The sequence below is a fragment of the Streptomyces smyrnaeus genome (genome assembly GCF_017676345.1).
Taxonomy (GTDB): domain Bacteria; phylum Actinomycetota; class Actinomycetes; order Streptomycetales; family Streptomycetaceae; genus Streptomyces; species Streptomyces smyrnaeus.
In genome coordinates this window covers 44,691-71,606 of sequence record NZ_JAFFZM010000018.1, presented here as the reverse complement: position 1 = coordinate 71,606, position 26,916 = coordinate 44,691, and the positions used below count along the sequence as shown (strand labels likewise).

20 protein-coding genes are annotated in these 26,916 nt (G+C 71.9%); 17 read left to right on the top strand and 3 right to left on the bottom strand.

Annotated features, from left to right (window positions below):
* Window positions 1-72 precede the first annotated feature (72 nt).
* On the top strand, window positions 73-1,497 hold the full coding sequence (locus JW613_RS26605) for an NAD(P)/FAD-dependent oxidoreductase (protein ID WP_307866043.1): 1,425 nt from the start codon (window positions 73-75) through the stop codon (window positions 1,495-1,497).
* 37 nt (window positions 1,498-1,534) lie between these two features.
* Here JW613_RS26605 and JW613_RS26600 read toward each other — a convergent pair whose 3' ends face one another.
* Window positions 1,535-2,107: a phosphatase PAP2 family protein gene (locus JW613_RS26600; protein ID WP_209213444.1), complete on the bottom strand. Its 573-nt coding sequence runs from the start codon at window positions 2,105-2,107 to the stop codon at window positions 1,535-1,537.
* Between the two features lie 645 nt (window positions 2,108-2,752).
* Window positions 2,753-4,111, bottom strand: a complete 1,359-nt coding sequence (gene gabT, locus JW613_RS26595; protein WP_209213443.1) for a 4-aminobutyrate--2-oxoglutarate transaminase — start codon at window positions 4,109-4,111, stop codon at window positions 2,753-2,755.
* Between the two features lie 419 nt (window positions 4,112-4,530).
* Between gabT and JW613_RS26590 the strand changes: the two genes are divergently transcribed.
* From JW613_RS26590 to JW613_RS26515, 16 genes are all read left to right on the top strand, one after another.
* The gene (locus tag JW613_RS26590; protein ID WP_209213442.1) at window positions 4,531-6,816 is read left to right on the top strand and encodes a type IV secretory system conjugative DNA transfer family protein; all 2,286 of its coding nucleotides are present in this window, start codon (window positions 4,531-4,533) and stop codon (window positions 6,814-6,816) included.
* Window positions 6,817-6,888: 72 nt separating this feature from the next.
* A complete protein-coding gene (locus JW613_RS26585; RefSeq protein ID WP_209213441.1) occupies window positions 6,889-9,012 on the top strand; it encodes a PucR family transcriptional regulator in 2,124 nt (707 codons plus the stop codon).
* A gap of 264 nt (window positions 9,013-9,276) precedes the next feature.
* Window positions 9,277-10,731 carry an aldehyde dehydrogenase family protein gene (locus JW613_RS26580; protein ID WP_099884656.1) on the top strand — a complete coding sequence of 485 codons (1,455 nt, stop codon included), beginning with the start codon at window positions 9,277-9,279 and terminating at the stop codon, window positions 10,729-10,731.
* Window positions 10,732-10,952: 221 nt separating this feature from the next.
* Window positions 10,953-11,543 (top strand): TetR/AcrR family transcriptional regulator, encoded by a 591-nt coding sequence (locus tag JW613_RS26575; RefSeq protein ID WP_245226321.1) that lies wholly within the window; start codon window positions 10,953-10,955, stop codon window positions 11,541-11,543.
* Window positions 11,540-12,529, top strand: a complete 990-nt coding sequence (locus tag JW613_RS26570; RefSeq protein ID WP_209213439.1) for a phosphotriesterase family protein — start codon at window positions 11,540-11,542, stop codon at window positions 12,527-12,529. The genes JW613_RS26575 and JW613_RS26570 overlap by 4 nt, the downstream gene beginning before the upstream one ends.
* Before the next feature lie 165 nt (window positions 12,530-12,694).
* Window positions 12,695-13,459 (top strand): metallophosphoesterase, encoded by a 765-nt coding sequence (locus JW613_RS26565; RefSeq protein ID WP_209213506.1) that lies wholly within the window; start codon window positions 12,695-12,697, stop codon window positions 13,457-13,459.
* A 105-nt stretch (window positions 13,460-13,564) separates the two neighbouring features.
* Window positions 13,565-13,711, top strand: a complete 147-nt coding sequence (locus JW613_RS26560) for a hypothetical protein (RefSeq protein ID WP_209213438.1) — start codon at window positions 13,565-13,567, stop codon at window positions 13,709-13,711.
* Window positions 13,712-13,955: 244 nt separating this feature from the next.
* Window positions 13,956-15,326: a sensor histidine kinase gene (locus tag JW613_RS26555; protein WP_245226320.1), complete on the top strand. Its 1,371-nt coding sequence runs from the start codon at window positions 13,956-13,958 to the stop codon at window positions 15,324-15,326.
* 22 nt (window positions 15,327-15,348) lie between these two features.
* On the top strand, window positions 15,349-16,050 hold the full coding sequence (locus JW613_RS26550; RefSeq protein ID WP_209213436.1) for a response regulator: 702 nt from the start codon (window positions 15,349-15,351) through the stop codon (window positions 16,048-16,050).
* 245 nt (window positions 16,051-16,295) lie between these two features.
* A complete protein-coding gene (locus JW613_RS26545; protein WP_209213505.1) occupies window positions 16,296-18,227 on the top strand; it encodes an acyl-CoA dehydrogenase family protein in 1,932 nt (643 codons plus the stop codon).
* Between the two features lie 149 nt (window positions 18,228-18,376).
* Entirely contained in the window at window positions 18,377-19,681 is a 1,305-nt protein-coding gene (gene dxr / locus JW613_RS26540; protein WP_209213435.1) for a 1-deoxy-D-xylulose-5-phosphate reductoisomerase, read from the top strand.
* Entirely contained in the window at window positions 19,678-20,982 is a 1,305-nt protein-coding gene (locus JW613_RS26535) for a M50 family metallopeptidase (protein WP_209213434.1), read from the top strand. The genes dxr and JW613_RS26535 overlap by 4 nt, the downstream gene beginning before the upstream one ends.
* 169 nt (window positions 20,983-21,151) lie before the next feature.
* On the top strand, window positions 21,152-22,309 hold the full coding sequence (ispG, locus tag JW613_RS26530) for a flavodoxin-dependent (E)-4-hydroxy-3-methylbut-2-enyl-diphosphate synthase (RefSeq protein WP_099884670.1): 1,158 nt from the start codon (window positions 21,152-21,154) through the stop codon (window positions 22,307-22,309).
* A gap of 224 nt (window positions 22,310-22,533) precedes the next feature.
* Entirely contained in the window at window positions 22,534-23,379 is an 846-nt protein-coding gene (locus tag JW613_RS26525; RefSeq protein WP_209213433.1) for a GNAT family N-acetyltransferase, read from the top strand.
* Window positions 23,380-23,452: 73 nt separating this feature from the next.
* Window positions 23,453-24,031 carry a GNAT family N-acetyltransferase gene (locus JW613_RS26520; protein WP_209213432.1) on the top strand — a complete coding sequence of 193 codons (579 nt, stop codon included), beginning with the start codon at window positions 23,453-23,455 and terminating at the stop codon, window positions 24,029-24,031.
* Between the two features lie 123 nt (window positions 24,032-24,154).
* Window positions 24,155-25,864, top strand: a complete 1,710-nt coding sequence (locus JW613_RS26515) for a proline--tRNA ligase (protein WP_209213431.1) — start codon at window positions 24,155-24,157, stop codon at window positions 25,862-25,864.
* Between the two features lie 94 nt (window positions 25,865-25,958).
* Here JW613_RS26515 and JW613_RS26510 read toward each other — a convergent pair whose 3' ends face one another.
* Window positions 25,959-26,912, bottom strand: coding sequence for an aminoglycoside phosphotransferase family protein (locus JW613_RS26510; RefSeq protein ID WP_209213430.1), 954 nt, complete (start codon window positions 26,910-26,912; stop codon window positions 25,959-25,961).
* Window positions 26,913-26,916: the final 4 nt, after the last annotated feature.

Here is a 26,916-nt window from a genome sequence, read left to right as displayed (position 1 = left end):
CACGAAGGCGACAAGGACTGCCTGGCCGATGACCATGAGTACTGTCGTGAGTGCAACGAGGAGCCGATAACCGTGAGCGATGCCGTGGCCTCTCAAGCTGCCCTCCGCTCCCTCGCCGACGCCCGGCCCACCCCCTTCTGGCTGGACGACCCCGACCACCGCCCCGCCCCCCGCCCGGCACTCGTCGGCGACGAACAGTGCGACCTGCTGGTCGTCGGGGGCGGCTACAGCGGACTGTGGACCGCGCTGCTCGCCAAGGAGCGCGACCCCGGACGCGACGTCGTGCTCGTCGAGAGCGAGGAGGTCGGCTGGGCCGCCTCCGGGCGCAACGGCGGCTTCTGCGCGGCCTCCCTCACCCACGGCTTCGGCAACGGCCTCGCCCGCTGGCCCGACGAACTCGCCGAACTGGAGCGGCTGGGGCGGCGCAACCTGGACGCCATCGAGGAAGCTGTCGAACGCTACGGCATCGACTGCGACTTCGAACGCACCGGCGAGATCGCCGTGGCCACCGAACCCCACCATGTGGCCGAACTGGAGGAATGGGAGCAGCAGGCGCACGCCCTCGGAGTGGGGGACGGGCTGACCCTGCTGGACCGCGACGCGGTACGCGCCGAGGCCGACTCCCCGACCTTCCTGGCCGGACTCTGGGACCGTACGGGCGTGGCCATGGTCAACCCCGCACGCCTCGCCTGGGGCCTGAAGCGGGCCTGCGAACAGGCCGGTGTCCGCGTCTACGAGCACACCCCGGCCACCCGGCTGGGCGCCCGCGACGCCGAGGTCGCCGTCGCCACCCCGTACGGCCGCGTCCACGCCCAGCACATCGCGCTCGGCACCAACGCCTTCCCCTCACTGCTGCGCCGGGTGCGGCCGTACGTCGTCCCCGTCTACGACTACGCGCTGATGACCGAGCCCCTCAGCGACGAGCAGCGGGCCGCAATCGGCTGGCACAACCGCCAAGGCCTCAGCGACAACGCCAACCACTTCCACTACTTCCGCATCACCACGGACAACCGCATCCTGTGGGGCGGCTACGACGTCCTCTACCACTACGGCAGCCGCATCTCCCGCGACTACCACCAGCGCCCCGAGACCTTCGCCAAGCTCGCCCAGCACTTCTTCCGCTGCTTCCCGCAGCTCGAAGGCCTTCGCTTCACCCACACCTGGGGCGGCGCCATCGACACCTGCTCCCGCTTCTCCCCCTTCTTCGGCACCGCCATGGACGGCCGCGTCAGCTATGCGGCAGGCTTCACCGGGCTCGGCGTCGGCGCGACCCGCTTCGGCGCCGAGGTGATGCTCGACCTGCTCGCGGGCGAACGGACGGAGCGCACCGCGTTGACGATGGTGCGCAAGAAGCCGCTCCCGTTCCCCCCGGAGCCGGTGCGCTGGGCCGGAATCGGCCTCACCCAGTGGTCGCTGGCCCGCTCCGACGCCCAGGCGGGACGGCGCAATCTGTGGCTGAAGACGATGGACAAGGTCGGCCTGGGCTTCGACAGCTGACCACCACGGCCGTCCGCCCGGCGGGCAGCCGTGGTGGTCAGCTGGACAGCCGTCCGGGTCCCCGACCGGAGGCGGCGAAGGCCGCGCACAGCAGCAGCACGCTCAGACACCAGCCGGCCACCACATCCAGCGGCCAGTGGTAGCCCCGCCACACCAGCCCGAGCCCGTTGCCGAGGACGAGCACGGCAACCACCACGTACGCGGACGAGCGGGCGGCACGGGAGAGCCCGCAGTGGACGAGGAGCAGCGCGGCGCCCAGGGCCGCTGCCGTGATGGTCGCATGCCCGGAGGGGTAGAACCCTCCGCCGCCCAGCGGGCCGGTGCGATCCGTCCACGCCTTCACGGCTGAGACGAGCGGCGCCAGCAGCCCTGTCGCCAGCGCGTAGCACAGCACCGGCCACCAGGTGCGGCCCCGAGAGCGCAACAGGGACAGCGCCATCGCCACAGCGAGCAGCGGCAGGGCCACCTCCAAGTTGCCCACGTCCGCCAGCGCCTCGGCCAGGGCCCGTGGTGGAGCCGCGTCGCGCAGGGCAACGCCCAGGTCCTCGTCCCGGTCGACCAGCGCTCCTCGAACGAGAACCTGCCAGGTGCCGAGGATCAGGACGAGCACGCAGAGACAGCAGACCGCCGACAACACCGACCGGGTGCGCGGCGAGCGGGTACGCGGCGGACGGGGCGCGGGCGCGGACGTGGCCGGCCGCCCGGGAACCGGGGGGACAGTTCCAGGGCGGCCGTGTCGACCGGGTTCCCGCCGGTCCCGGGGGGTGTGGGACAAGCGGCTATCCGATCGGTGAGGAACGTGCGCGAGGGCACGACCGGGCCCGCCTTGGGGAAAGACCGGCTCGGGCCGGGATGCTGGAGGTGGCCCTCCGTGCCTCCCGGCGACTCAAGAAACCGTACGGCAGGACAGCAGGACCCGACAGGCACATTACGTACCGAACATCGCCCCCGCACACATTCTTCACCGGTACCCGCTCCTTCGCTGGTCACCGCCCACTTCGGCCCGCGATCGAGTAGCGTGCGCGCCGCTGCCGCGGCCCCACGCTACCGGCCACGGGGACACGGGAGAGGGACGCGGGAGAGGGGTGGTCGAAGTGGCGCCTGGGTGCGCCGGAAACGCGAAAGTGCGGGCAGCGGAAACGCGAAAGAGCGGGCGTCGGAACGCCCGCACTTCGGGTGACATGGACCTCGCGGGGGCTACCATCGCCCCCGCGAGGCTCCAAGGCTTGGCTCTATAAGAGCCGCGAGAGGGTCGTCACAGGCCCGAGACGGCCTCCTCCAGGACGTCGAGGCCCTCGTTGAGCAGGTCCTCACCGATGACCAGCGGCGGCAGGAAGCGCACCACGTTGCCGTAGGTGCCGGTCGTCAGCACGAGCAGGCCCTGCTGGTGGCAGGCCTTGGCGAGCGCCGCGGTGGCCTCCGGGTCGGGCTCCTTGCCGCCCGGCTTCACGAGCTCGATGGCGAGCATGGCGCCCCGGCCGCGGACGTCACCGATGATGTCGGACTTCTCCGCCAGCTTCTCCAGCCGCGGCTTCATGACCTCCTCGATGCGGCGCGCCTTGGCGGGCAGATCGAGCTCGCGCATCGTCTCGATGGAGCCGAGCGCCGCGGCGCAGGCCACCGGGTTGCCGCCGTAGGTGCCGCCCAGGCCGCCGCTGTGCGCGGAATCCATGATGTCCGCCCGGCCGGTGACGGCGGCGAGCGGCATACCGCCCGCGATGCCCTTTGCGGTGGTGATCAGGTCAGGGACCAGGCCCTCGTCCTCGCAGGCGAACCACTGGCCCGTACGGCAGAAGCCGGACTGGATCTCGTCGGCGACGAAGACGATCCCGTTGTCCTGCGCGAACTGCTGGATCCGCGGCAGGAAGCCCTTGGCCGGGACGATGAAACCGCCCTCGCCCAGCACCGGTTCGATGATGATCGCCGCGACGTTGTCCGGGCCGATCTGCTTGGTGATCTGGTCGATGGCCTGGGCCGCGGCCTCCTCGGCGCAGTTCTCCGGGCCGGTCAGCCAGCGGTAGGGGTAGGCGACCGGGACGCGGTACACCTCCGGCGCGAACGGGCCGAAGCTGTGCTTGTACGGCATGTTCTTGGAGGTGAGCGCCATCGTGAGGTTGGTGCGCCCGTGGTAGCCGTGGTCGAAGACCACGACGGCCTGACGGCCGGTGTGCGCGCGGGCGATCTTGACGGCGTTCTCCACCGCCTCGGCGCCCGAGTTGAACAGCGCGCTCTTCTTCTCGTGGTCGCCCGGCGTGACCTTGGCCAGCTCCTCACAGACCTGCACGTACGGCTCGTAGGGGACGACCATCGCACACGTGTGGGTGAAATCGTTGAGCTGCTCCGTCGCCCGGCGTACGACCGCCTCCGCGCTGTTGCCGACGGAGGTCACGGCGATACCGGAGCCGAAGTCGATGAACGAGTTGCCGTCCACGTCCTCCAGCACGCCGCCGCCCGCCCGCCGCGCGAAGACCGGCAGCACCGTCCCGATGCCGTTGGCCACCGACGCCTGCTTGCGGGCCATCAGCTCCTGCGACTTGGGCCCGGGGACGGCGGTGACGACACGCCGCTCCTGGGGGAGGGAAGGCCCTCCGGACAATTCCGTCTTTCCGGTCATAGCGCACTCCTCGGGAGGAACGGGGGTCTGGCACTTCGCAGGCTAGGGGCACGCGCACGGCCGACACATGCACCGCTCCGGAGAACTACGCCCCGCATGTTGGCCACCACGGACATACGCCCCGCCGTCCCACCCCCGACCCCGCCTGCCTTCCGCCCCATGTCGCACAACGGCAGCTCCATGTGCCTCCCGCCGGCCCCTCGCGCCCGGGGGCTCGCTCCCCCGGCCCTTCGGGGGGGCGGGGGGCCGGGCGGTCTATTCGGTCTCTTCGGGTACCTGCGGCGTCTGCTGCGCGGGCTGTCTCGTAGTGCGGGACGCGGCCATGGGCCAACTGACGTGGTCGGCCGCTAGATTGGGTGCAGGAGGGCGTCGACCCGCGAGGGCCGGCGCGTCGGGGCGTCAGGGAGCTGAGGCAGCACATGGACATGGGGCTTCCCCACCGGAAGCAGGGCACAGGCAGCACGCACCACACTGCCCCCGCCCCCACCAGTCAGCCCCCGACGCCGCACCCTCCCTCCGCGCCGTCCGCCCCGTTGCCCCCACCGCCCACTGCACCGCCCGGCGGGAGCGGCAGCATTCCTGCCCCGCGCGGCATGGAGGCCGGATCGGCGGGGCCGCCGCCCATGCCGCCGAGCGCCCCGCAGGCCGGACCCCCGCTGGCCGACTGGCTGCGACTGCCCCGCCCGGAGGCGGCCCCCGGCATCTGGCGCTGCGGCTACAAGCAACGCCCCCCGGAAGACCCCGAACGCACCCCGGCCCGCCAACTTGTCAGCGGCGCCCTGATCTCGTTCTTGATGGGCTGGCTGCTGTGGTCGCTGCTGTGGAACGGGTATTTGGGCAGCTATTGGAGGTGGCCCCTGCTTGCCGTCATGCCTGAATCTTGGCGGGAGAGGGAGGCCGACAACACGCTGTATCTTTTCGCGACCTACCTGTACAGCGGCGCAATCCTGCTGGGTCTCGCCATCTTCTTCGGCCGCATCGGTCGCTGGGACGAGCTCGCGCGGCGGGTCTGGGCGCGGGTGAAGGGGGATCGGGGGCCGCAGTCGGGTGGGTTCGTGCCGGACGAGATGGCCGCGGCGGGGCCGCAGCAGGCGCCCGTCCCCCCGCCCCACCTCGACCCCGTCCAGTGGCCCGAGCTGCGTGCCGGGGGTGCGGGTGAGGCGGCCGAGCGGTTGGCGCAGGAGTTGCTGACGGGGCGGATGACGGATGTGGACCATGCCCGTATCGACCGGGCGTGGCAGGCGGTGCGGGCCCGGCCGCAGCGGCTGGAGGCTTTCGTGGAGAGTGTGCTGGCGCAGGGGGCGGCGGCGTGCGGGCACCCGTCGGGCGCCCGGGACCTGCCGGTGCGTGCCGCGCGGCACGATCTGCCGCTGCGCCAGGTCCGTATCGGCAGGGCGGCCGACTCCGAGCGCAATCCGCACGAGTACCGGGGCGCGGGTATCGCGCTGGATCCCTCGCTGCTGGGTACGTCCGCGCTGGCGGTCGGCCCGCCGGGTACGGGCAAGACGAGCAAGTTGGCCCGCCCGGTGGTGGAGTCGTTGTGTCTGCAGGCGCTGGCCGGTCAGACAGCCGTGATCGCGGTGAGTCCGGCGGGCTCGCACTTCGTGCCCGACGACTCGTTCGATCTCGTCGTCCGGCTCGGGCACCCGGGCTCCAGTCATGATCTCGACCTCTACGGCGGTACGACAGATCCGGACGAGGCGGCCGGGATGCTGGCCGAGGCGCTGGTGGGGGATCTGGTGGCCGCGCTGCCGGGCGGCGACAGCCGGCGCGCGGCGACGTCGCTGGCCCAGCTCATCGGGCCGTTCGCCGTGGTGCACGGCCGGTTCCCCGCCGTTCCGGAGCTGCGCGAGCTGCTGGACGGCGCTCCGGGCGCCCTCGATGCGCTGCGGGAGGCGCTGCGCGCCGACGGGCGGCAGGCCCAGCTGCGCGAGCTGGACGCCTTCGAGCGGCAGTCCGGGCGGGCGGGGGACGTGGCCGCGCTGCTGGCGGACCGTATCGCGCTGCTGGACAGGCCCGCCTTCGCGGATTTCTTCCTGCCCGAGGGAAGCCCCAGCGCGGAGGGGCGGCGCCCGTTCTCGCTGCGGGCGTTGGAGCATCCGCTGCGGGTCCGTATCGATCTGCCGGAGCGGGGGCACGCGGAGGCGTCGCGCATCCTGGCCCGGCTGATCCTGGCGCAGTTCACCGAGTGCGCGGTGGCGCGCGGCGACCAGTCGCTGTTCGCCTGTCTGGTGCTGGACGACGCGGCTCAGACGATCACCCCGCAGGCGTTGCGCGGCCTTCAGCGGCTACGTTCGGTGCACGCGGGTGTCCTGCTGACGCTGCGGGCGCTGGACGACGTACCCGAGCCGCTGCGCGGTCCGCTGCTGGGTGCCGTCGGGTGCCGGATGGTGTGCGCCGGGGTCACGCCGTGGGATGCCGAGCGGTTCGCCGAGGTGTGGGGCACCGAGTGGGTGCAGACCCGTACGGTCACCAATCGCCAGCTGGTCTCGGACGAGCCCGTCACCCGCGTGCTGCACGCGGTGCGGCGGCTGGCGACGGGCAAGCATGTGACGGCCGAGTCGGTGACCGTGCGCAGCGAGCAGCGGGAGCGCTGGTCGGCCTCCGACCTGGCCAACGAGCTGCAGCCGGAGCACGCTGTGCTCTCCGTCACCACGGTCCGGGGGGAACGTACGCCGCCGATCCTGACAAAGCTGGGGGAGTGACCCCGGGCCCCGAACGGTGCCACATGTGTGAGGGACCGAATACGGGCCGACGGCTGTACGGTGAAGTGCGTTATGCCACCGACTCTTGCCACGCTCGTCCAGAACTCCGCGCTCCGCCTCTCCGTGCTCGCGGGGCACGACCGGCTGGATTCCGCCGTGCGGTGGGCGCACGCGAGTGAGCTCGCCGACCCGACGCCGTACATGGACGGCGGGGAGCTGATCCTCTTCACGGGGCTCAAGCTGGACGCGGCCGACCCCGAGACGATGCACGCCTACGTGGAGAAGCTGGTCAGCAAGGGTGTGGTGGGGCTCGGCTTCGCGGCGGGCGTGAACTACGAGGGGGTACCGCAGGCTCTTGTCGACGCCTGCCGGGGCGCGCACCTCCCGCTGCTGGAGGTGCCCAGACGCACCCCCTTCATCGCGATCAGCAAGGCGGTCTCGGCGGACATCGCCGCCGAGCAGTACCGCGCTGTGACCGCCGGGTTCGACGCGCAGCGCGAGATGACGCGCGCCGCGCTCTCCCGGGAGGGTCCCTCGGCGCTGCTGGCCAGGCTGGCCTCGCAGGTCGACGGCTGGGCCGCGCTCTACGACGCCTCCGGGTCGGTCGTCGCCACGGCTCCGGCCTGGGCGGTGCGCCGGGCGGCCCGCTTCGTCGGGGACGCCGAGCGGCTGCGGGACCGGCCCACGCCGGCCAGCGCGGTGGTCAGCGAGGCGGACAGCGGGGACGACCGCGTCGAGCTCCAGTCGATCGGCAGCGGCAGACGCGCCAAGGCGGTGCTGGCCGTCGGTACGGCGGCGCCGCTCGGCACGGCGGAGCGGTACGCCGTGAACTCGGCCATAGCCTTGCTGACCCTCACCATGGAGCGTTCGCGTGCGCTGCAGGAGGCCGAGCAGCGGCTGGGTGCGGCCGTGCTCAAGATGCTGCTCGTCGGCGAGGGCGAGCACGCGCGGGCCGTGGCGGGGCAGCTGTATGGCGGGCTGTTGGACGCTCCGATGCGGGTGATCGTCGCCGAGCCGGCGTCGGCCGCGGCGGCGCGTTTCGCGCAGGAGTCCATCGCGGCGGCACACACGTCGCAGATGGTGGGGTCCGCCGCGGCGCCGTCGGTGCCCACAGCGTCCGCGGCACGTCCGTCGTCGCAGATGCCCAGCGGCTATCTGGCGCGGGCGGGGGAGCCGTGCGGGCTGTCCGACCTGGCCGCCACGACCGGCACGTCGGCTACCGCTTCCACCACGGCCGATACGGCGCGGTCCACCGTCCCCAAGCCGACCGGGAAGCCGACCGGGAGGCCGACCGCCAAGCCGTCCGCCACGAAAGCCGGAACGGACCCGAAATCCGGAACGGACCCGAAAGCGGGAACGGGCACGAAAGCCGGTACCGGAGCGAGAGCCGGTACCGGCCAGGCCGGCGGGGCCAGATCCGCCGTGCAGGCGTCGGCCGCCGTCGGCCGGGACGGTGCGGCGGCGGTGTCCTCCCCCTCCGCCCCGACCGGGACCTCGGTGGCCTCCGGTGTCGTGGTCGGCGCGGGCGGCGGTGGCCCGCAGGCCGAGGCGTCCGACACGGGGCGGCTGAGCCGTATCGTCTGGCCGCTGGAGGAGCTGGCCGACGCGGTCGAGACGGCTGCCGCGCGGAACGGGGAGGCGGTGCTCGTGGTGCCCGACGGGGCCCGCCTGGTGGTGCTGGCCTCGGACGGCGGTGCCGCGGCGGCCGCGTGCGCGGAGTTCGCCGCGACGGCGTCCGCCGCACAACCCGGGCGGCGCCCCGGCGGGGGCGGTGACGAGGGGCTGGCGATCGGTGTCTCCGCACCTGTGGGGCTGTCCGCCGCCGCTGTCGCCTTCAAACAGGCCGACCAGGCGCTGTCCGTCGCCAGACGGCGTGGTGTGGCGCTCGTGGAGCACGAGGACGTCGCCGCCGGGTCGGTGCTGCCGCTGCTGGCCGACGACGCCGTCCGGGCCTTCGCCGACGGGTTGCTGCGCTCGCTGCGCGAGCACGACGCCAACGGCAGGGGCGATCTGGTGGCCTCGCTGCGCGCCTGGCTGTCGCGGCACGGCCAGTGGGACGCCGCCGCAGCCGAACTCGGGGTGCACCGTCACACGCTGCGCTACCGCATGCGCCGGGTGGAGGAGATCCTGGGCCGCTCTCTCGACGATCCGGACGTGCGCATGGAGCTCTGGCTGGCGCTGAAGGCGACCGGCTGAGGCCGGAAGCTGCGGCTGCCGCTGGGCGGCGGCAGCCGCCTCACCGGCGCCCGTGAGACGCCGGTACGCTGCGGAGCCCCTGCGCGGCAGCCTCGGCGCGGGCATCCCACATGTCTCCGGCCGTACGGGGACAAGCCGTACAGCGACAATCCGTAGCACCGCGCCGCGCAAGTGCTCCATCCCGGCGAAGAAGCGGGCGGGCTCCGACGCCCTACCGTGGAGCTCGAACCGAGCCACTCTCCCGCATCCGGAAGGCGATCCGCAGTGACGACAGCGACTTCTCCTCACGCATTCTGGCTCGCCGGCCGCAAGGCCACCGGCGACAGCACGCTCGATGTCACCTCGCCCTGGGACGGCAGGAACGTCGGCACCGTCAGCATCCCCACGCCCGAGCAGGTGGAGGAGGCCGTGGCCGCTGCCGCCGCGGTCGCCGACGAGTTCTCCGCCACCCCGGCGCACGTCCGCGCGGCGGCACTCGACCACATCACACGCCGTCTTGTGGAGCGCACGGACGAGATCGCGCAGCTGATCTCGGCGGAGAACGGCAAGCCCATGAAGTGGGCGCGCGGCGAGGTCGGCCGCTGCATCTCCGTCTTCCGCTGGGCGGCGGAGGAGGCCCGCCGCTTCAACGGGGGCGAGGCCCAGCGCCTCGACTCGGACGCGGGCGGCACGGGCAGGCTCGCCTTCACCCGCCGCTTCCCCTATGGCCCGGTCCTGGGCATCGCGCCGTTCAACTTCCCCCTCAACCTGTGTGCCCACAAGGTCGCCCCGGCGCTCGCGGTCGGTACGCCGATCATTCTCAAGCCCGCGCCCGCCACCCCGCTGTCCGGGCTGATCCTGGGCGAGCTGCTGGCGGAGACGGAGCTGCCGGCGGGCTCCTGGTCGGTGCTGCCGGTGCCGAACGACCAGATGCCGGGCCTGGTGCAGGACGAGCGGCTGCCGATCATCTCCTTCACGGGATCGGCGCCGGTCGGCTGGTCCATCCTGGACTCCGCGCCGCGCAAGCGCGTCACCCTGGAGCTGGGCGGCAACGGCGCGGCTGTCGTGCTGGGCGACTACTCCTCCGAGGCGGACCTGGACTGGGCCGCGCAGCGGATCGCCACCTTCTCCAACTACCAGGCGGGTCAGTCCTGCATCTCCGTGCAGCGGGTCGTCGCGGACGCCTCGGTCTACGACCGCCTGGTGCCCAAGGTGGTGGCGGCTGTCGAGGCGCTCAACACCGGTGACCCCTCGGACGAGTCCACCGACGTCGGTCCGCTGGTGAGCGAGGACGCCGCGCGCCGGGTCGAGTCCTGGATCGGCGAGGCCGTCTCCGCCGGGGCCAAGGTGCTCACGGGCGGCAAGCGGGACGGTGCGACGGTGGAGCCGACGGTCCTGGAGAACGTGCCCGCCGACACCCAGATCGGCTGCGAGGAGGTCTTCGGCCCGGTCATGTCGTTCGTGAAGGTGAACGGCGAGCAGGAGGCGTTCGCGGCCGTCAACGACTCCAAGTACGGCCTGCAGGCCGGGCTGTTCACCCACGATGTGCAGGCCGCCTTCCGTGCGCACCGCGCGCTGGAGGTCGGCGGTGTCGTCGTCGGCGACGTACCGTCCTACCGCGCCGACCAGATGCCGTACGGCGGTGTCAAGGACTCCGGTGTGGGCCGCGAGGGCGTGCGGTTCGCGATGGAGGACTACACCTACGAGCGCGTCATGGTGCTCACCGGCCTCGCGCTCTGAGCCCGGGGAAGGCCGGCCGGCTGTCCGCAGCCCCGGCCTCCCCGCTCCAGCCCTCCCTCTTCCTCAGCCCTCCCCCCAGCCCGTTCCTTCCCCCGGGCGCACTGCTGCCGGGTGTCTCGCACAGCGCACTGCTGTCGGGGCGCCCGGCAGTGGTGTTCCGGTGGCCGGACCGGACCGTCCACTCCTGGAGTTCCGTACCTACTAGTATGTACAGTGTGCTCATGAGTGGGACCGACACGGCCGGGAAACTGATCGAGGCAACCCAGGAGCTCCTGTGGGAGCGCGGTTACGTGGGGACGAGCCCCCGCGCCATCCAACAGCGGGCGGGCGCCGGTCAAGGCAGCATGTACCACCACTTCGGCGGAAAGCCCGACCTGGCGCGCGCCGCGGTGCGCAAGAGCGCGGAGGAGATGCGCGCGACGGCCGACGCGGATCTCTCCTGCGAGGGGAGCGCCCGGCAGCGCGTACGCGCCTATCTGAGCCGCGAGCGCTCGGTGCTGCGCGGCTGCCGGATCGGCGGGCTCGCCCAGGACCCGGACGTGGTCGCGGACCCCGCGCTCCGCGCCCCGCTGCAGGAGACCTTCGACTGGCTGCGGTCCCGTCTGGCGGAGGTGCTCGAAGAGGGGAAGAACGGTGGCGAGTTCGGATCGGCCTTCGACCCGGCCGGTACGGCCGCCACCGTCGTCGCCGTCGTCCAGGGCGGCTATGTGCTCGCCCGCTCGGCCGGGGATCCGGGGCCCTTCCACGAAGCGGTGGACGGCCTGCTGCGGCTTTTGGACGCCCACGCCGCCGAACCGGGCTCTCCCGCATGACGCGCGACGGGGGCCGAGCGGTACGGGCCTCTCATCAGGGCACCCGCATATCCACGCCCTCAGCGGCTGCCCCGCCGACCCGGAGTGCTGCTGTCCGTACCGTCGAAGGCGACCTGCCCGGCTCGGAGCTGGGCGTCTGCGACGCCCACGACCACCTGTTCCTGCGCAGCCCCCGGTTGCCCGGTCAGGAGCTGTCCGACGCCGAAGCCGCCGAGCAGCAGTTGCGCGCGTTCGCCGAGCACGGGGGGAGCAGCCTTGTGCAGTGGACGCCCTACGGGATGGGGCGGCGCTCCGGCGCGCTGGTGGAGCTCGCCAGGCGCACCGGAGTGCGGCTCGTCGCCGCGACAGGGCTGCACCAGGCTCAGCACTACACCGAGGAGCTGCCGTCCGATCCGGCGGAGCTGTTCGTGGAGGAGCTGACGCGCGGTGTGCGCGGTGGTGTCTGCGGCGAGCCACCGCGTGCCGGACTGATCAAGGTCGCGGGAGATTTCCACGGGCTCGGCCCGTACGCGCGGCGGACGATGGCTGCCGCGGCCGAGGCGCACCACGCGACCGGTGCGCCGATCGCGGTACACCTCGAACTGGGCACCGGGGCGACGGACGTACTGGAGCTTCTGTGCGAGCAGGGGGAGGTGCCGCCCTCCAGCGTGCTGTTGGGGCATCTGGGGCGGTGCCCGGATGTGCGGATGCAGCGCGAGGCCGCACGGTCCGGTGCGTGGCTGGTCTTCGACGGTCCCTCGCGCACTCATCACGCCACGGACTGGCGCCTGTTCGACAGTCTGAGCCGGCTGCTGGAGCAGGGCTACGGCGACCGCCTGCTGCTGGGCGGCGACACGGTCACCGCGACGGCCCGCGCGGAGACGGGGGTGCCGTACATCACGCGTGTACTGCGGCCGCGGGTCGCCCGAGAGCTGGGCGAGGCGGCGGCGCGGCAGCTCTTCGTGGACAACCCGGCTCGCGCTTTCGCCGTCCACTGGAAGAGCTGACAAAGACAGGCCGACGGGCAACACACACGGACGCGGACGACTGATCCCGAGCCGGCCTGGAAGTCGGCATGAGGGGCCCGGAAGGTCGGCATGGGGGTCCAGCAGCGCAGGACCGAGCGGTACACCACAGTGACCAGGAACAATCGACCCAGCGAGGACCATTTGATGTTCGCCTTCGCGCAGTTCAGCGATATCCACCTGGGCCAGGACCGGGGCGACGGTGGAGCCCGTGCCCGCGAGCGCGCCGAGCGCGTGCTCGCCTGTCTCGCCGGCCTGCCCGGCCAACTCGACGCCGTCCTGCTCACCGGGGACATCGCCGATCACGGTGAGGAGGCCGAATACACCCTGGCGGCAAAGCTCTTCGCCGACCACGGGGTGCTCCCGCTGATCTGCCCGGGCAACCACGACGCGCGCGGCCCCTACCGCTCCGTACTGCTGAACGGAGACGCGGCCGACGTCTCACCGGTCAACCAGGTGCACCAACTGCTGGGCGCTACGTTCTTGATGTGCGACTCCAGCGTGCCGGGCAAGGGGCACGGCTATCTCGACGACGCCACCCTCACCTGGCTCGACCAGGCGCTGGCCGGGGCGCCGGCCAACAAGCCGGCCTTCGTCTGCTTCCACCACCCGCCCGTTGCGCTGCACGGCCAGTACGTCGATCCGATCCGGCAGTTTGGCGAGGAGCGGTTGGCCGAGGTGGTCGGCAGGCACGGCCATGTGGCAGGGCTGCTGTGCGGTCACAGCCACACCCCGGCCGTGACCTCCTTCGCCGGGCTGCCGCTGGTGGCGGCGCCCGGTGTGGTCTCGACCCTGAAGATGCCCTGGGAGGGCGAGGAAGGCGGGCCCATCGACTACGGGCTGCCGCCGATGATCGCTTTCCACATCCATGACGAGGGCAGGCTGACGACCCATTTCCGCGTCGTCCCCTGAGCGCGACTACAGTGCCTGGGAATGTGATTCCGAGGTACTCGTGTGCGACTCGCGAGATCGGAAGTCCGCGCACGCGGGGCGGTAGCCCGCAGGGGAGGTGGGTCCATGCGCCTACGCGAGGAGTGGCAGCGGCGACGGATCGGCCGCACCCTGACCGTCGTCGTCGCGGTTGTCGCACTGCTGCTGTTGGTCGTCACCGTGGTGCTGATGCTCAGCGGTCACGCGGCGGCGTCGAACAGCGCCACGCCCTGAGGCTGCTTCGCGGCCACGGCCCCCCCGACCGTGACCCACCCCCGTCCCCCGGGGCGTGGCGCTCTTCCTGGTTTCCGAAGGTACGCCGCGGGCGTCCGCGGGTCGTCACCGCACGGCGGTAAGTGGAACCTGTCCTTCTGCGGTAGCCGACTGCCCATGTCGTACCACCGCGGTAGGCAGCCGGTGTCCCACACAGCGCGTCCGGTGGATGAGGGCGCCGCCGGGGGATCGCTACGCTGCGACGATGCGGAGCACGACGGCCTGGACCCGACTGCGCCACAGGGCTGAGCGCGTGCCGGCCTGGGCGTACGACAGCGCCATCGCGCTCGCCATCACCGCCGTCAGCCTGCTGCTGGGCCACGACCGGGTCCCGACGGGCTGGTCGGGTCTCGATGCCACGGGGGTGGCGCTGACCTGTGCGGTGAACCTGCCGCTCGTGGCCCGCCGCCGGATCCCGTTCACGCTGTGCCTGACGGTCCTGGCCCTTTGGACGGTGTACGTAGCGCTCGACTACTGGCCCGTCGTCAACACCCTCGGCCCCCTTCTCGCGCTCTACACCGTCGCGTCCATGCGCCCGCTGCGCGAGGCGGCGCTGTGTGCGCTGCTGCTCGCAGCAGTGTGGAACTTCGCGGGGACGACAGGTGTGGAGAGCTCCTGGGCCACCGTGCTCGGCCAGAGCGTGCTCTACACCAGCGTCATCTGCGGCTTCGGCTATCTGGCGCGCAAGTCCGCGCAGCGCAACGTCGAGCTGGCCCGGTTGACCGGCCAGCTGCGCCGCGAGCGGGCGGGGGCCGAGCGGCGCGCGGTGGCCGAGGAACGGGTCCGCATCGCCCGCGAGCTGCACGACGTGGTGGCGCACCACATGTCGGTGATATCCGTGCAGGCGGGCCTGGCCGGCTATGTCTTCGACACCGACCCGCAGACCGCGCGCGGAGCGCTCGGCACCATAGCCGACACCTCCACCGAGGCGTTGGGCGAACTCCGCCGCCTGCTGGCCGTGTTGCGGGTGGAAGGCGGCGACCGGCCGGGGGACGGCGGTCCGCGACTCGTCCAGGGCACCGACGACCAGACGGAGTTCGGGCCTGCACCAGGCCTCGACCAGCTGCCGGAACTCGCCGAACGGGTGCGCGGCGCCGGCGTCCCCGTCCGCTTCACCGTCACAGGAGAGCCCCGCTCCCTCGCGCCCGGCGCGGGCCAGTGCGCCTACCGCGTCGTCCAGGAGGCGCTCACCAATGTGCTCAAGCACGCCTATCCGGCCCAGGCGTCCGTCACCGTCGCCTACGAGCCCCGCCAGTTGACCGTGACGGTCACCGACGACGGCCGCAGGAGCGCCCAGGAGGGCCGTAGGAGCGCCGAGGAGGGCCGTACGGGCGCCGACCGCGGTCGTACGGGCGGCGAGGGTGGCCGTACCGGCAGCGGCGGCAGGAGAGGCCGCACGGACGGCGCGGGCGGTGCGGGTCGCCGGGTCCCCGCTCCGCCGGGCACTGGTGCGCCGCCTCCGGGCGGGCACGGCTTGATTGGGATGCGGGAGCGCGCCAGGATCTACGGGGGCCGGCTGCACGCCGGGCCTCGGGCGAGCGGTGGATTCGAGGTGCGGCTGATCCTCCCCGCCTGACGGCACAGAGGGGACACACACGGTGACGACCAGGGTGCTCGTCGTCGATGACCAGGTGCTCATCAGGGCGGGTGTCGCCGCTCTGTTGCGCGCCGCGCCGGACATGGAGGTGGTCGGGGAGGCGTCCGACGGTGACGAGGCCGTCCAACTCGCAGCCGAGCAGCGGCCCGACGTCATCCTGATGGACATCCGGATGCCGGGCACCAGCGGTATCACCGCCACCGAGCGCATCCTGGAGACCGCCTGCGAGCCGCTGCCCCGCATCCTGGTGCTGACCACCTTCGACCTGGACGAGTACGTCTACGCCGCGCTGCGCGCCGGGGCGTGCGGCTTCCTGCTCAAGGACACCGGGCCGCAGCGGCTGCTGGCGGCCATCGCGGCCGTCGCGGAGGGCGACACGCTGTTCTCACCGAGCGTCACCCGCCGCCTCATCGAGGCGTACGCCCCGCGGACCGACCCCGCAGGCCCGCCGCCCGAGACGCTCGACGCGCTCACCAGCCGCGAACTGGACGTGCTCCGTCTGGTGGCGGGCGGGCTGTCCAACGCGGAGATCGCCGAGACACTCGTCATCAGTGAGTCGACCGTCAAGACGCACCTCAACCGCACGATGGCCAAGCTGGACATCGGCAGCCGCGCGCAGGCCGTCGTGCTCGCCTACGAGACCGGACTGGTGACCCCGGGCGGCGGCCATGCGGACGGCTCGGGGGAGCAGCGGGTGCGGTAGGTGGGGCGCTTTCGTGCGCGGCGTCTGGTACGCCGGGGATGAATCGGGTACATACGACCGAGTAGCACCCGTCGGTAGTCGCCGGTGGCTCCCCGACGCGGGCAGCACTGAAACGGGTACGAACAGCAGACAGCCGACACGAACACCAGCCGGCCGACCCCAACAGCAGACAGCGACCAGTCGTCAGCAGCCACCGTCCGTCCCGCACCGCGTATCCGCCTCCACACCGTTTCGAGGTGAGCGAGATGACCGTCTCCGAGCGTGAAGCACGCGAAGTCGCCGAGGCAGCCCGAGAGAAGGACTGGCGCAAGCCGAGCTTCGCCAAAGAGCTGTTCCTCGGCCGCTTCCGTCTCGACCTCATCCACCCGCACCCGGAACCGGCGGCCGACGACGTCGCGCGCGGTGAGGACTTCCTGGCCAGGCTGCGCGAGTTCGCCGATGCCAAGATCGACGGCGCACTGATCGAACGCGAGTCCCGTATCCCCGACGAGGTGCTCAGCGGCCTCAAGGAGCTCGGGGCGCTCGGTATGAAGGTCGGCACCGAGTACGGCGGCCTCGGGCTCACCCAGGTCTACTACAACAAGGCGCTCGCCCTGGTCAGCTCCGCCAGCCCGGCCGTCGGGGCGCTGCTGTCCGCGCACCAGTCCATCGGTGTGCCGCAGCCGGTGAAGCTGTTCGGCAGCCAGGAGCAGAAGGACGCCTTCCTGCCCCGCTGCGCCCGTACCGACATCTCCGCGTTCCTGCTGACCGAGCCCGACGTCGGCTCCGACCCCGCCCGGCTGGCGACCACCGCCGTTCCCGAGAGCGACGGGGAAGAGTATGTGCTCGACGGGGTGAAGCTGTGGACCACCAACGGGGTCGTCGCCGACCTCCTGGTCGTCATGGCCCGCGTCCCCGAGCCCGCCGCCGACGATCCGCGCCGGGCCGACGGGCACAAGGGCGGCATCACCGCTTTCGTCGTCGAGGCCGACTCCCCGGGGATCACCGTGGAGAACCGCAACGCCTTCATGGGGCTGCGCGGCATCGAGAACGGCGTGACCCGCTTCCACCGGGTCCGGGTCCCGGCCGCCAACCGGATCGGACCCGAGGGCGCGGGGCTGAAGATCGCGCTGACCACCCTCAACACTGGTCGGCTGTCGCTGCCCGCCACCTGTGTGGGCGCCGGGAAATGGTGTCTGAAAATCGCCCGTGAGTGGTCGCAGGCGCGCGTCCAGTGGGGCAGGCCGGTCGCCAAGCACGAGGCCGTCGGCAGCAAGATCTCCTTCATCGCGGCGACGACGTTCGCCCTGGAGGCGGTGCTCGACCTGTCCTCCCAGATGGCCGACGAGCAACGCAACGACATCCGTATCGAGGCCGCACTCGCCAAGCTCTACGGCAGCGAGATGGCGTGGAAGATCGCCGACGAGCTGGTGCAGATCCGCGGCGGCCGGGGCTTCGAGACCGCCGAGTCGCTGGCGGCGCGCGGCGAACGCGGCGTTCCCGCCGAGCAGTTGCTGCGCGATCTGCGGATCAACCGCATCTTCGAGGGCTCGACCGAGATCATGCATCTGCTGATCGCCCGGGAGGCCGTGGACGCGCATCTGTCCGTCGCCGGCGACCTCATCGACCCGGACAAGCCCCTCGCCGACAAGCGCAAGGCGGCCTTGGCCGCAGGCACCTTCTACGCCAAGTGGCTGCCCAAGCTGGTCGCGGGACCGGGCCAGCTGCCGCGTACGTACGGGGAGTTCGGCACCCTCGCCGGGCATCTGCGCTACGTCGAGCGCGCGGCACGCAAGCTGGCCCGCTCCACCTTCTACGCCATGTCCCGGTGGCAGGGCCGGATGGAGACCAAGCAGGGCTTCCTCGGCCGCATCGTGGACATCGGCGCCGAACTGTTCGCGATGAGCGCCGCCTGTGTACGCGCCGAGAAGCTGTGCCGCGACGGCGCCGACGGGCAGGCCGCCCACCAACTGGCGGACGCGTTCTGTCAGCAGTCCCGCATCCGCGTCGAAGAACTGTTCGGGCGGCTGTGGAGCAACACCGACGACCTGGACCGCAAGGTCGTCCGCCAGGTCCTGGACGGCTCCTACACCTGGCTGGAGGAGGGCGTCATCGACGCGTCCACCGAGGGGCCGTGGATCGCCGACGCCACGCCGGGACCGGCCAAGAAGGAGAATGTGCACCGCCGCATCCCGTGACCGCACGCCGGCGGCGCTCCGGGCCACGCCCCCTCCCGCTCGCGCACGAGACGGCGTGAGCGGGGGCGGGGCGCGGGGGAGCCGCATGCACCCGGCCTCGCACCCGGTGCGCTGTCCGGGCGGCTGCCGGGAGCGGACACAATGGGGGCATGACCGACTCCCTCGCTGACCCGCATCTGCGCTACCCCGGCACTGAGCCTTCGGAGCCCTCCGGCAACGGCAGTGGCACGGCAGCAGCGTCGCAGACGGGCGCACCGCGCGACATCGTGATCCTCGGCTCGACGGGTTCGATCGGCACGCAGGCCGTCGACGTCGTACTGAAGAACCCCGGCCGTTTCCGGGTCACCGCGCTGGCCGCCTCGGGCGGCCGGGTCGAACTGCTGGCCGAGCAGGCGCACCGGCTGGGGGTGCGCACGGTGGCCGTGGCCCGCGAGGAAACGGTGCCCGCCCTGCGCGCGGCGCTGGGCGCGGCCTACGGCACGGCCGAACCGCTGCCCGAGCTGCTGGCCGGTCCGGACGCCGCCACGGAACTGGCCGCCTCCCCGTGCCACACGGTGCTCAACGGCATCACCGGCTCCATCGGTCTGGCCCCGACCCTGGCGGCCCTGGAGGCGGGCCGGGTACTGGCGCTGGCCAACAAGGAGTCCCTCATCGTCGGCGGCCCGCTGGTCAAGGCGGTGGCCGGGCCGGGCCAGATCGTGCCCGTCGACTCGGAGCACTCGGCGCTCTTCCAGGCCCTCATGGGCGGCACCCGCGCCGAGGTGCGCAAGCTGCTCGTCACCGCCTCGGGCGGCCCGTTCCGGGGGCGGAGCAGGGCCGAGCTCGCCGATGTGACGCCGCAGGAGGCGATGGCCCACCCCACCTGGGACATGGGGCCGGTGATCACCGTCAACTCGGCCACCCTGGTCAACAAGGGGCTGGAGGTCATCGAGGCGCATCTGCTCTACGACATTCCGTTCGAGGACATCCAGGTCGTGGTCCATCCGCAGTCCGCCGTCCACTCGATGGTGGAGTTCACGGACGGCTCCACACTCGCCCAGTGCGGCCCCCCGGACATGCGGCTGCCGATCGCGCTCGGGCTCGGCTGGCCGGAGCGGGTGCCGGACGCCGGACCCGTCTTCTCCTGGACCGAGGCGATGTCCTGGGACTTCTTCCCGCTGGACGAGGAGGCGTTCCCGTCCGTGCCGCTGGCCTGCCGGGTGGGCGCGTTGGGCGGCACGGCGCCCGCCGTCTTCAACGCGGCGAACGAGGAGTGCGTCGAGGCGTTTCTGGCCGGAAGGCTGCCGTTCACAGGCATCGTGGATACGGTGGCGGCTGTGGTCGAAGAGCACGGCACACCGGACGGAACCGGGCTGACCCTTCCCGATGTCCTGGCCGCAGAGACCTGGGCGCGCGCCCGCGCCCGTGAACTGGCGGTACGGTCCGCCACAGCAACAGCGGAGGCCCGCGCATGACGGCGTTCATGACCATCCTCGGCATAGTCGTCTTCGTCGTCGGCCTGCTCTTCTCCATCGCCTGGCACGAGCTGGGACACTTCTCGACGGCCAAGCTGTTCGGGGTCCGGGTGCCGCAGTTCATGGTGGGTTTCGGACCCACGCTGTGGTCCAAGCGCAAGGGCGAGACGGAGTACGGCATCAAGGCCGTGCCGCTCGGCGGCTACATCCGCATGATCGGCATGTTCCCGCCCGGCGACGACGGCGCCGTCCGGCAGCGCTCCTCCTCGCCGTTCCGCGGCATGATCGAGGACGCACGTGCCGCCGCCTACGAGGAGCTGCAGCCCGGCGACGAGCACCGGATGCTCTACACGCGCAAGCCGTGGAAGCGCGTCATCGTGATGTTCGCCGGGCCGTTCATGAACCTGGTGCTGGCCGTGGTGATCTTCCTGACGGTGCTGATGACCTTCGGCATCAACACCCAGACGACCACCGTCTCCACGGTCTCGGAGTGTGTGATCCCCGCTTCGGCGCAGACCGACAAGTGCCCCGAGGACGCCAAGGACTCCCCGGCCAAGGCCGCGGGCCTCAAGCCGGGTGACAAGATCGTCTCCTTCGACGGGCGGCGCGTCGAGGACTGGGGCGCCCTCCAGCAGCGCATCCGCGACACCACGGGTCCGGCCACCCTCACCGTCGAGCGGGACGGCGAGAAGCGCACGCTGCACGCCGACCTGATCAAGAACAAGGTCTCCAAGTCCGACGGCAACGGCTCCTACGTCCCCGACGAGTACGTCACCGCCGGCTTCCTCGGCTTCACCCCGGCCAGCGGCATCGTCCAGCAGTCCTTCCCGCAGGCCGTGGACCGGATGGGCGACATGATGGCCAACGGTGTCGAGGCGCTGATCGCCCTGCCGGGCAAGGTGCCCGACCTGTGGAACGCGGCCTTCGACGGCGCCGAGCGCAAACAGGACTCGCCGATGGGCGTGGTGGGTGCCGCCAGGGTGGGCGGTGAGGTCTTCTCGCTGGACATCCCGCCGAGCCAGCGGGTGGCGACGATGCTCTTCCTGGTCGCGGGCTTCAATCTGAGCCTGTTCCTGTTCAACATGCTGCCGCTGCTGCCGCTGGACGGCGGACACATCGCCGGCGCCCTGTGGGAGTCGCTGCGGCGGAATCTGGCCAAGGTCTTCCGCCGGCCGGACCCGGGCCCCTTCGACGTCGCCAAGCTGATGCCCGTCGCCTATGTGGTGGCCGGGATCTTCCTGTGCTTCACCCTTTTGGTGCTGGTGGCCGACGTGGTGAATCCGGTCAGACTCACCGGGTAGCCGGACGGCTGTTCCAGGCTGTGACGCCCGTGCGATTCCTGCACGGGCGTCACCATTTGCGGCATTCTTCGGTGAACGATGTGCTCCCTGCGAGGCCGGTGCCGTAATCTCGGATGCCTGGAGCCCGCCGAACCCGGGACTTGAACGACACCGTTGGGGTTGCACGCTGATGACAGCGATTTCGCTCGGAATGCCGGACGTTCCGGCCAAGCTCGCCGACCGCAGGGTCAGCCGGAAGATCCAGGTGGGGACGGTCGCGGTCGGGGGAGACGCGCCCGTTTCCGTGCAGTCCATGACCACGACGCGCACCGCGGACATCGGCTCGACGCTGCAGCAGATCGCCGAGCTGACGGCGTCCGGCTGCCAGATCGTCCGTGTGGCATGTCCCACACAGGACGACGCCGACGCCCTCGCCACGATCGCCCGGAAGTCGCAGATCCCGGTGATCGCCGACATCCACTTCCAGCCGAAGTACGTCTTCCAGGCCATCGACGCCGGCTGTGCCGCCGTCCGCGTCAACCCCGGCAACATCAAGCAGTTCGACGACAAGGTCAAGGAGATCGCCACCGCGGCCTCCGCCGCCGGCACCCCCATCCGCATCGGCGTCAACGCCGGCTCGCTCGACAAGCGCCTGCTGGAGAAGTACGGCAAGGCCACCCCCGAGGCGCTGGTCGAGTCCGCGCTGTGGGAGTGCTCGCTCTTCGAGGAGCACGGCTTCCGCGACATCAAGATCTCGGTCAAGCACAACGACCCGGTCGTGATGGTCAACGCCTACCGGCTGCTCGCCCAGCGCTGCGACTACCCGCTGCACCTCGGCGTCACCGAGGCCGGCCCCGCCTTCCAGGGCACCATCAAGTCGGCCGTCGCCTTCGGCGCCCTGCTCAGCGAGGGCATCGGCGACACGATCCGGGTCTCCCTCTCGGCGCCGCCCGCCGAGGAGGTCAAGGTCGGCATCCAGATCCTGGAGTCCCTCGGGCTGCGCCAGCGCGGCCTGGAGATCGTCTCCTGCCCGTCCTGCGGCCGCGCCCAGGTGGACGTCTACAAGCTCGCCGACGAGGTCACCGCCGGTCTGGAGGGCATGGACGTCCCGCTGCGCGTCGCGGTCATGGGCTGCGTCGTCAACGGTCCCGGGGAGGCCCGCGAGGCCGATCTGGGGGTCGCCTCCGGCAACGGCAAGGGCCAGATCTTCGTCAAGGGCGAGGTCATCAAGACCGTCCCCGAGTCCAAGATCGTCGAGACGCTCATCGACGAGGCCATGAAGATCGCCGAGCAGATGGAGAAGGACGGGGTCGCCTCCGGCGAGCCGGTGGTGACGACCGCGGGCTGACACCAGCCGCCGGACCAGTGCAGCGCGCCTGCACAGCACCCGCGCGACGGTGACCGCGCTGCGGCGACCGCACGGCGGCACCCGCTCGGCGGCACCGCCGCGCGGCCGGACACGGCCACGCGGCGGCGGCCTGCCGTACGCCCAGGTACAGTGCCAGGCAGATCGTTCCTTACGCCCACGGGCCGCACGGCGCCCGCGGGCCGCACGGTGAGGCACCGAGACCGTTGTTGACCACCACTTCCCTCAAGGTCGTCGAACCGGCCGAGCTGCAGGACGCGCTCGCCGTTCTGCGCCGGGAGCCGGTCAACAACGCGTTCGTCGCAGCCCGCGTGCAAAGCTCCGGGCTCGACCCCTGGCGCCTCGGCGGCGAGATGTGGGGCTGGTACGAGGACGGCCGGCTGGAGGCCCTCTGCTACAGCGGAGCCAACCTCGTTCCGCTGTGCGCGGGGCCCGAGTCCGTCCGCGCGTTCGCCGAGCGGGCCCGCCGCCAGGGCCGCCGCTGCTCGTCCATCGTCGGCCCGGCCGGCCCGACCGCCGAGCTGTGGTCCTACCTGGAGCCGCACTGGGGCCCGGCCCGTGAGGTGCGCCCCAACCAGCCGCTGCTCGTCACCGACCGGGTGCCGGGCGAGATCGCGCCCGACCCGCTGGTGCGCCGGGTCGCCAAGAGCGAGATGGACCTGGTGCTGCCCGCCTGCGTGGCCATGTTCACCGAGGAGGTCGGCATCTCCCCGCTGGCCGGTGACGGCGGGCTCGTCTACCAGGCGCGGGTCGCCGAACTGGTCAGCACCGGACGCTCCTTCGCCCGCATCGAGGACGGCCGCGTCGTCTTCAAGGCGGAGATCGGCGCCGTCACGCCCTACGCCTGTCAGATCCAGGGCGTCTGGGTGGCCCCCGAGCGGCGCGGTGAGGGTCTGTCGGAGACCGGCATGGCCGCCGTCGTCGGCTACGCCCTGCGCGACGTCGCCCCGCTGGTGAGCCTCTATGTCAACGACTACAACGCACCGGCGCGCGCCGCCTATCACCGCGTCGGCTTCCGCGAGGTCGGCGCATTCATGAGCGTGCTGTTCTGAGACCGTCGCCGGGGGGCCGCCGAGCTGCGCCGCCTCTTCGCGCGGACACGGCCGAGGAAGTAGCCTCCCCGCCATGCCGCACACAGCCGGGGGACAGCTCCCGGATCCCCGGAGAGTGGTCACCGGCCCGCTCGACCTCGCAGCCCGCGTCGACGAGGCACTCGCCGTCCAGGCCGTCGCCTTCGGGCTGACCGACGAGGAGATCGGCGTACGCAGACACATCGTGCTGCGCCATATGACCTCCCCCGGCGCGCGCGCACTGGGCGCCACCACCGAGGAGGGCCGGCTCGTCGGCTTCGTCTACGGGATGCCGAACGACCGTTCCCAGTGGTGGTCGACGGTCGTGGAGCCGTATCTGCGCCAGCAGGGCCGCGAGGGCTGGCTGGACGACGCCTTCGTCATCACGGAGCTGCATGTGCACCCCGCCTTCCAGCGCCGCGGCATCGGACGCGAGCTGATCACCCGCCTCACCGACTCCGCCGCCGAGCCCCGCTCGCTCCTGTCCGCCCTCGACCTCGACAGCCCCGCCCGCGCCCTCTACCGCAGCCTGGGCTACCACGACCTGGCCCGCCGGGTGCAGTTCCCCAGCGCCGCGCAGCCCTATGCGGTGATGGGGGCGTGGTTGCCGTTGGTGCGGGGGACTTCCGGCTGACGCGGTGACCCGTGGCCGACGTGGGGAGGCGATCTCGTTTCCGTGCCACCGGTCCGGGCCGATAGGCTCCGCATCGACGTGTTCCGTCACTCATCGCGAGTACAGCCCCGAGCAGGAGTCCCCATGGCAGCCCGTGTCCAGCGTTTGTCCCGGTCGATGCTGAAGACGCTGCGTGACGACCCGGCCGACGCGGAGACGCTCAGCCACAAGCTGCTGGTCCGCGCCGGGTACGTGCGTCGTACCGCCGCCGGGATCTGGACGTGGCTCCCGCTCGGCAAGCAGGTGCTGGATAACGTCACCCGCATCGTGCGCGAGGAGATGGACGCCATCGGCGGCCAGGAGGTGCTGCTCCCGGCGCTGCTGCCCAAGGAGCCCTACGAGGTCTCCGGCCGCTACGAGGAGTACGGCGACCTGCTGTTCCGCCTCAAGGACCGCAAGGGCGGCGACTACCTCCTCGGCCCGACCCACGAGGAGATCTTCGCGCAGGTCGTCAAGGACCAGTGCACCTCCTACAAGGACCTGCCGGTCACGCTCTACCAGATCCAGACCAAGTACCGGGACGAGGCCAGGCCGCGCTCCGGCATCCTGCGCGGCCGCGAGTTCACGATGAAGGACTCCTACTCCTTCGACGTCTCCGACGAGAGCCTGGCCGAGTCCTACGCGGCGCACCGCGTCGCCTACAAGCGCATCTTCGAGCGCCTGGGTCTGGACTACCGCATCGTGTCGGCCGTCTCGGGTGCCATGGGCGGCTCCGCGTCCGAGGAGTTCCTGGCGCCCGCCGCGGCCGGCGAGGACACCTATGTGCAGTGCCCGCAGTGCGGCTACGCGGCGAACACCGAGGCCGTCTCCGTCGCCGTGTCGCCGTCCACCGTCGAGGGGCACGACCCGGTGGAGAAGCTCGACACCCCGGACACCCCGACCATCGAGACCCTGGCCGAGCACCTGGGCGTGCCCGCCTCGGCGACGCTGAAGAACCTGCTGGTGAAGGTGGACGGCGAACTCACCGCTGTGGGTGTGCCCGGCGACCGCGAGGTGGATCTGGGCAAGCTCGGCGAGCACCTGGCACCCGCCACGGTCGAGCTGGTCACCGCCGAGGACTTCGAGGGCCGTCCGGACCTGGTCCGCGGCTATGTGGGCCCGCAGGGCGGGATGGCCGGCAAGGCGTTCCGCTACCTGGCCGACCCCCGGGTGGCGCCCGGCACCTCCTGGATCACCGGCGCCAACGAGGAGGGCAAGCACGCCCGCAACGTGGTCTGCGGCCGGGACTTCGAGGTCGACCAGTACCTCGATGTCGTCGTGGTCGAGCCGGGCGACCCCTGCCCGAGGTGCGGTGCCGGTATCGAGCTGGACCGTGCCATCGAGATCGGTCACATCTTCCAGCTGGGCCGCAAGTACGCCGACGCGTTCGAGCTGGATGTGCTCGGTCAGGACGGCAAGCCGGTCCGCGTCACGATGGGCTCCTACGGCATCGGCGTCTCCCGCGCGGTGGCGGCGCTCGCCGAGCAGCACGCCGACGAGCAGGGGCTGTGCTGGCCCCGCGAGGTGGCGCCGGCCGATGTGCACGTGGTCGCGGCGGGCAAGGCGCAGCAGACCGAGGCGGCCCTGGAGATCGCCGAGCGGCTCGGCGCGGCCGGGGTGCGGGTGTTGGTGGACGACCGTGCGAGTGTCTCCCCGGGTGTGAAGTTCACCGACGCCGAGCTGATCGGCGTGCCGACCATCCTGGTCGCGGGTCGCGGCATCAAGGACGGCCGCGTGGAGTTGAAGGACCGCCGTACGGGCGAGCGCGAGGAGCTGCCCATCGACGACGCGATCACGCGGCTCACCCAGGACTGACGGCGTCACCTGAGCCTGCCCGGCTGAGAGTCGGCAAGCAGCCGCGAAGGACAGGGCCCCGCCCCGGCGGGGCCCTACGGCGTCCCAGCCGGCGTCACAGCCAGGCGGCGAACTCCAGCAGCATCTCCGCGTCCGCCGCGCTGCCGCCCGCGTACTGCCGGCACGCGGACTCGACCGCGCGGTAGAGCGTCCACTGGCGCACCCGTTCGCGCGGGACGTCCAGTGAGTCGGCGAGCTTGTTGACGCGGCGGCGGGTGGCGGCAGCGGCGCCCGTGGATGCCATCAGGTCGTGCAGCCGGTCCCGCACCAGCCGCGCCAGGTCGTAGGCCGGCTCGCCCACCAGGGGGTCGGGTCCGACGGTCAGCCAGTGCGCCCGCTCACCGGGCTCGGAGGCGGCCAGCACGGCGCCCTGCCGGAAGTCCCCGTGCAGCAGCACCGGGTCGCCCTCGGGAGCCTCGGCCAGCATCGCCTCACGGGCCTCCAGCGCGGCGGCCACCAGTGGCTCGGCGTCCGGCGGCACCGAGGAGCGCATCAGTGCCGTCTCGGTGGCGGTGTGCTCGGCGACCGTCTCCAGACCGTGGCCGGCGGGCGGCGGCACCCACAGACGGCGCACCACCGAGACCGCCTCCAGTGTCGCCTTGGCCTCGGGGAGGGACCGCAGCGACACCTCGCAGCGCAGCCGCTCCAACAGCAGTACGCCCTCTTCCGGCGCTGCCCGCAGCACCCGTACGGCACCCAGCCCGTGCCACACGCTCAGCACCTCGTTCTCGCGGGCGGCGCGCACCGGCGCGGGGGCACCGTCAGGGGCGAGCAGCTTCAGCGCGGCCGGCGTACCGTCCGCCTGCCGCACCAGCACCACCGCACTGCTGCGCCCGCCCGGGGTCACCACCCGCTCCGGCACCAGCTCCCATCGCTCCAGCCACCGCTCCAGCAGTGCGGGCAGCCCTCGCAGCCAGTTCTGAGCCGCGGTGGCCGCGGCGGCACCCTGCTGGGCCGCCAAGGCGCGCACCAGCCGCTGCGGGGGTTCGAGGGGCAGCACGGAAGCCATTCCT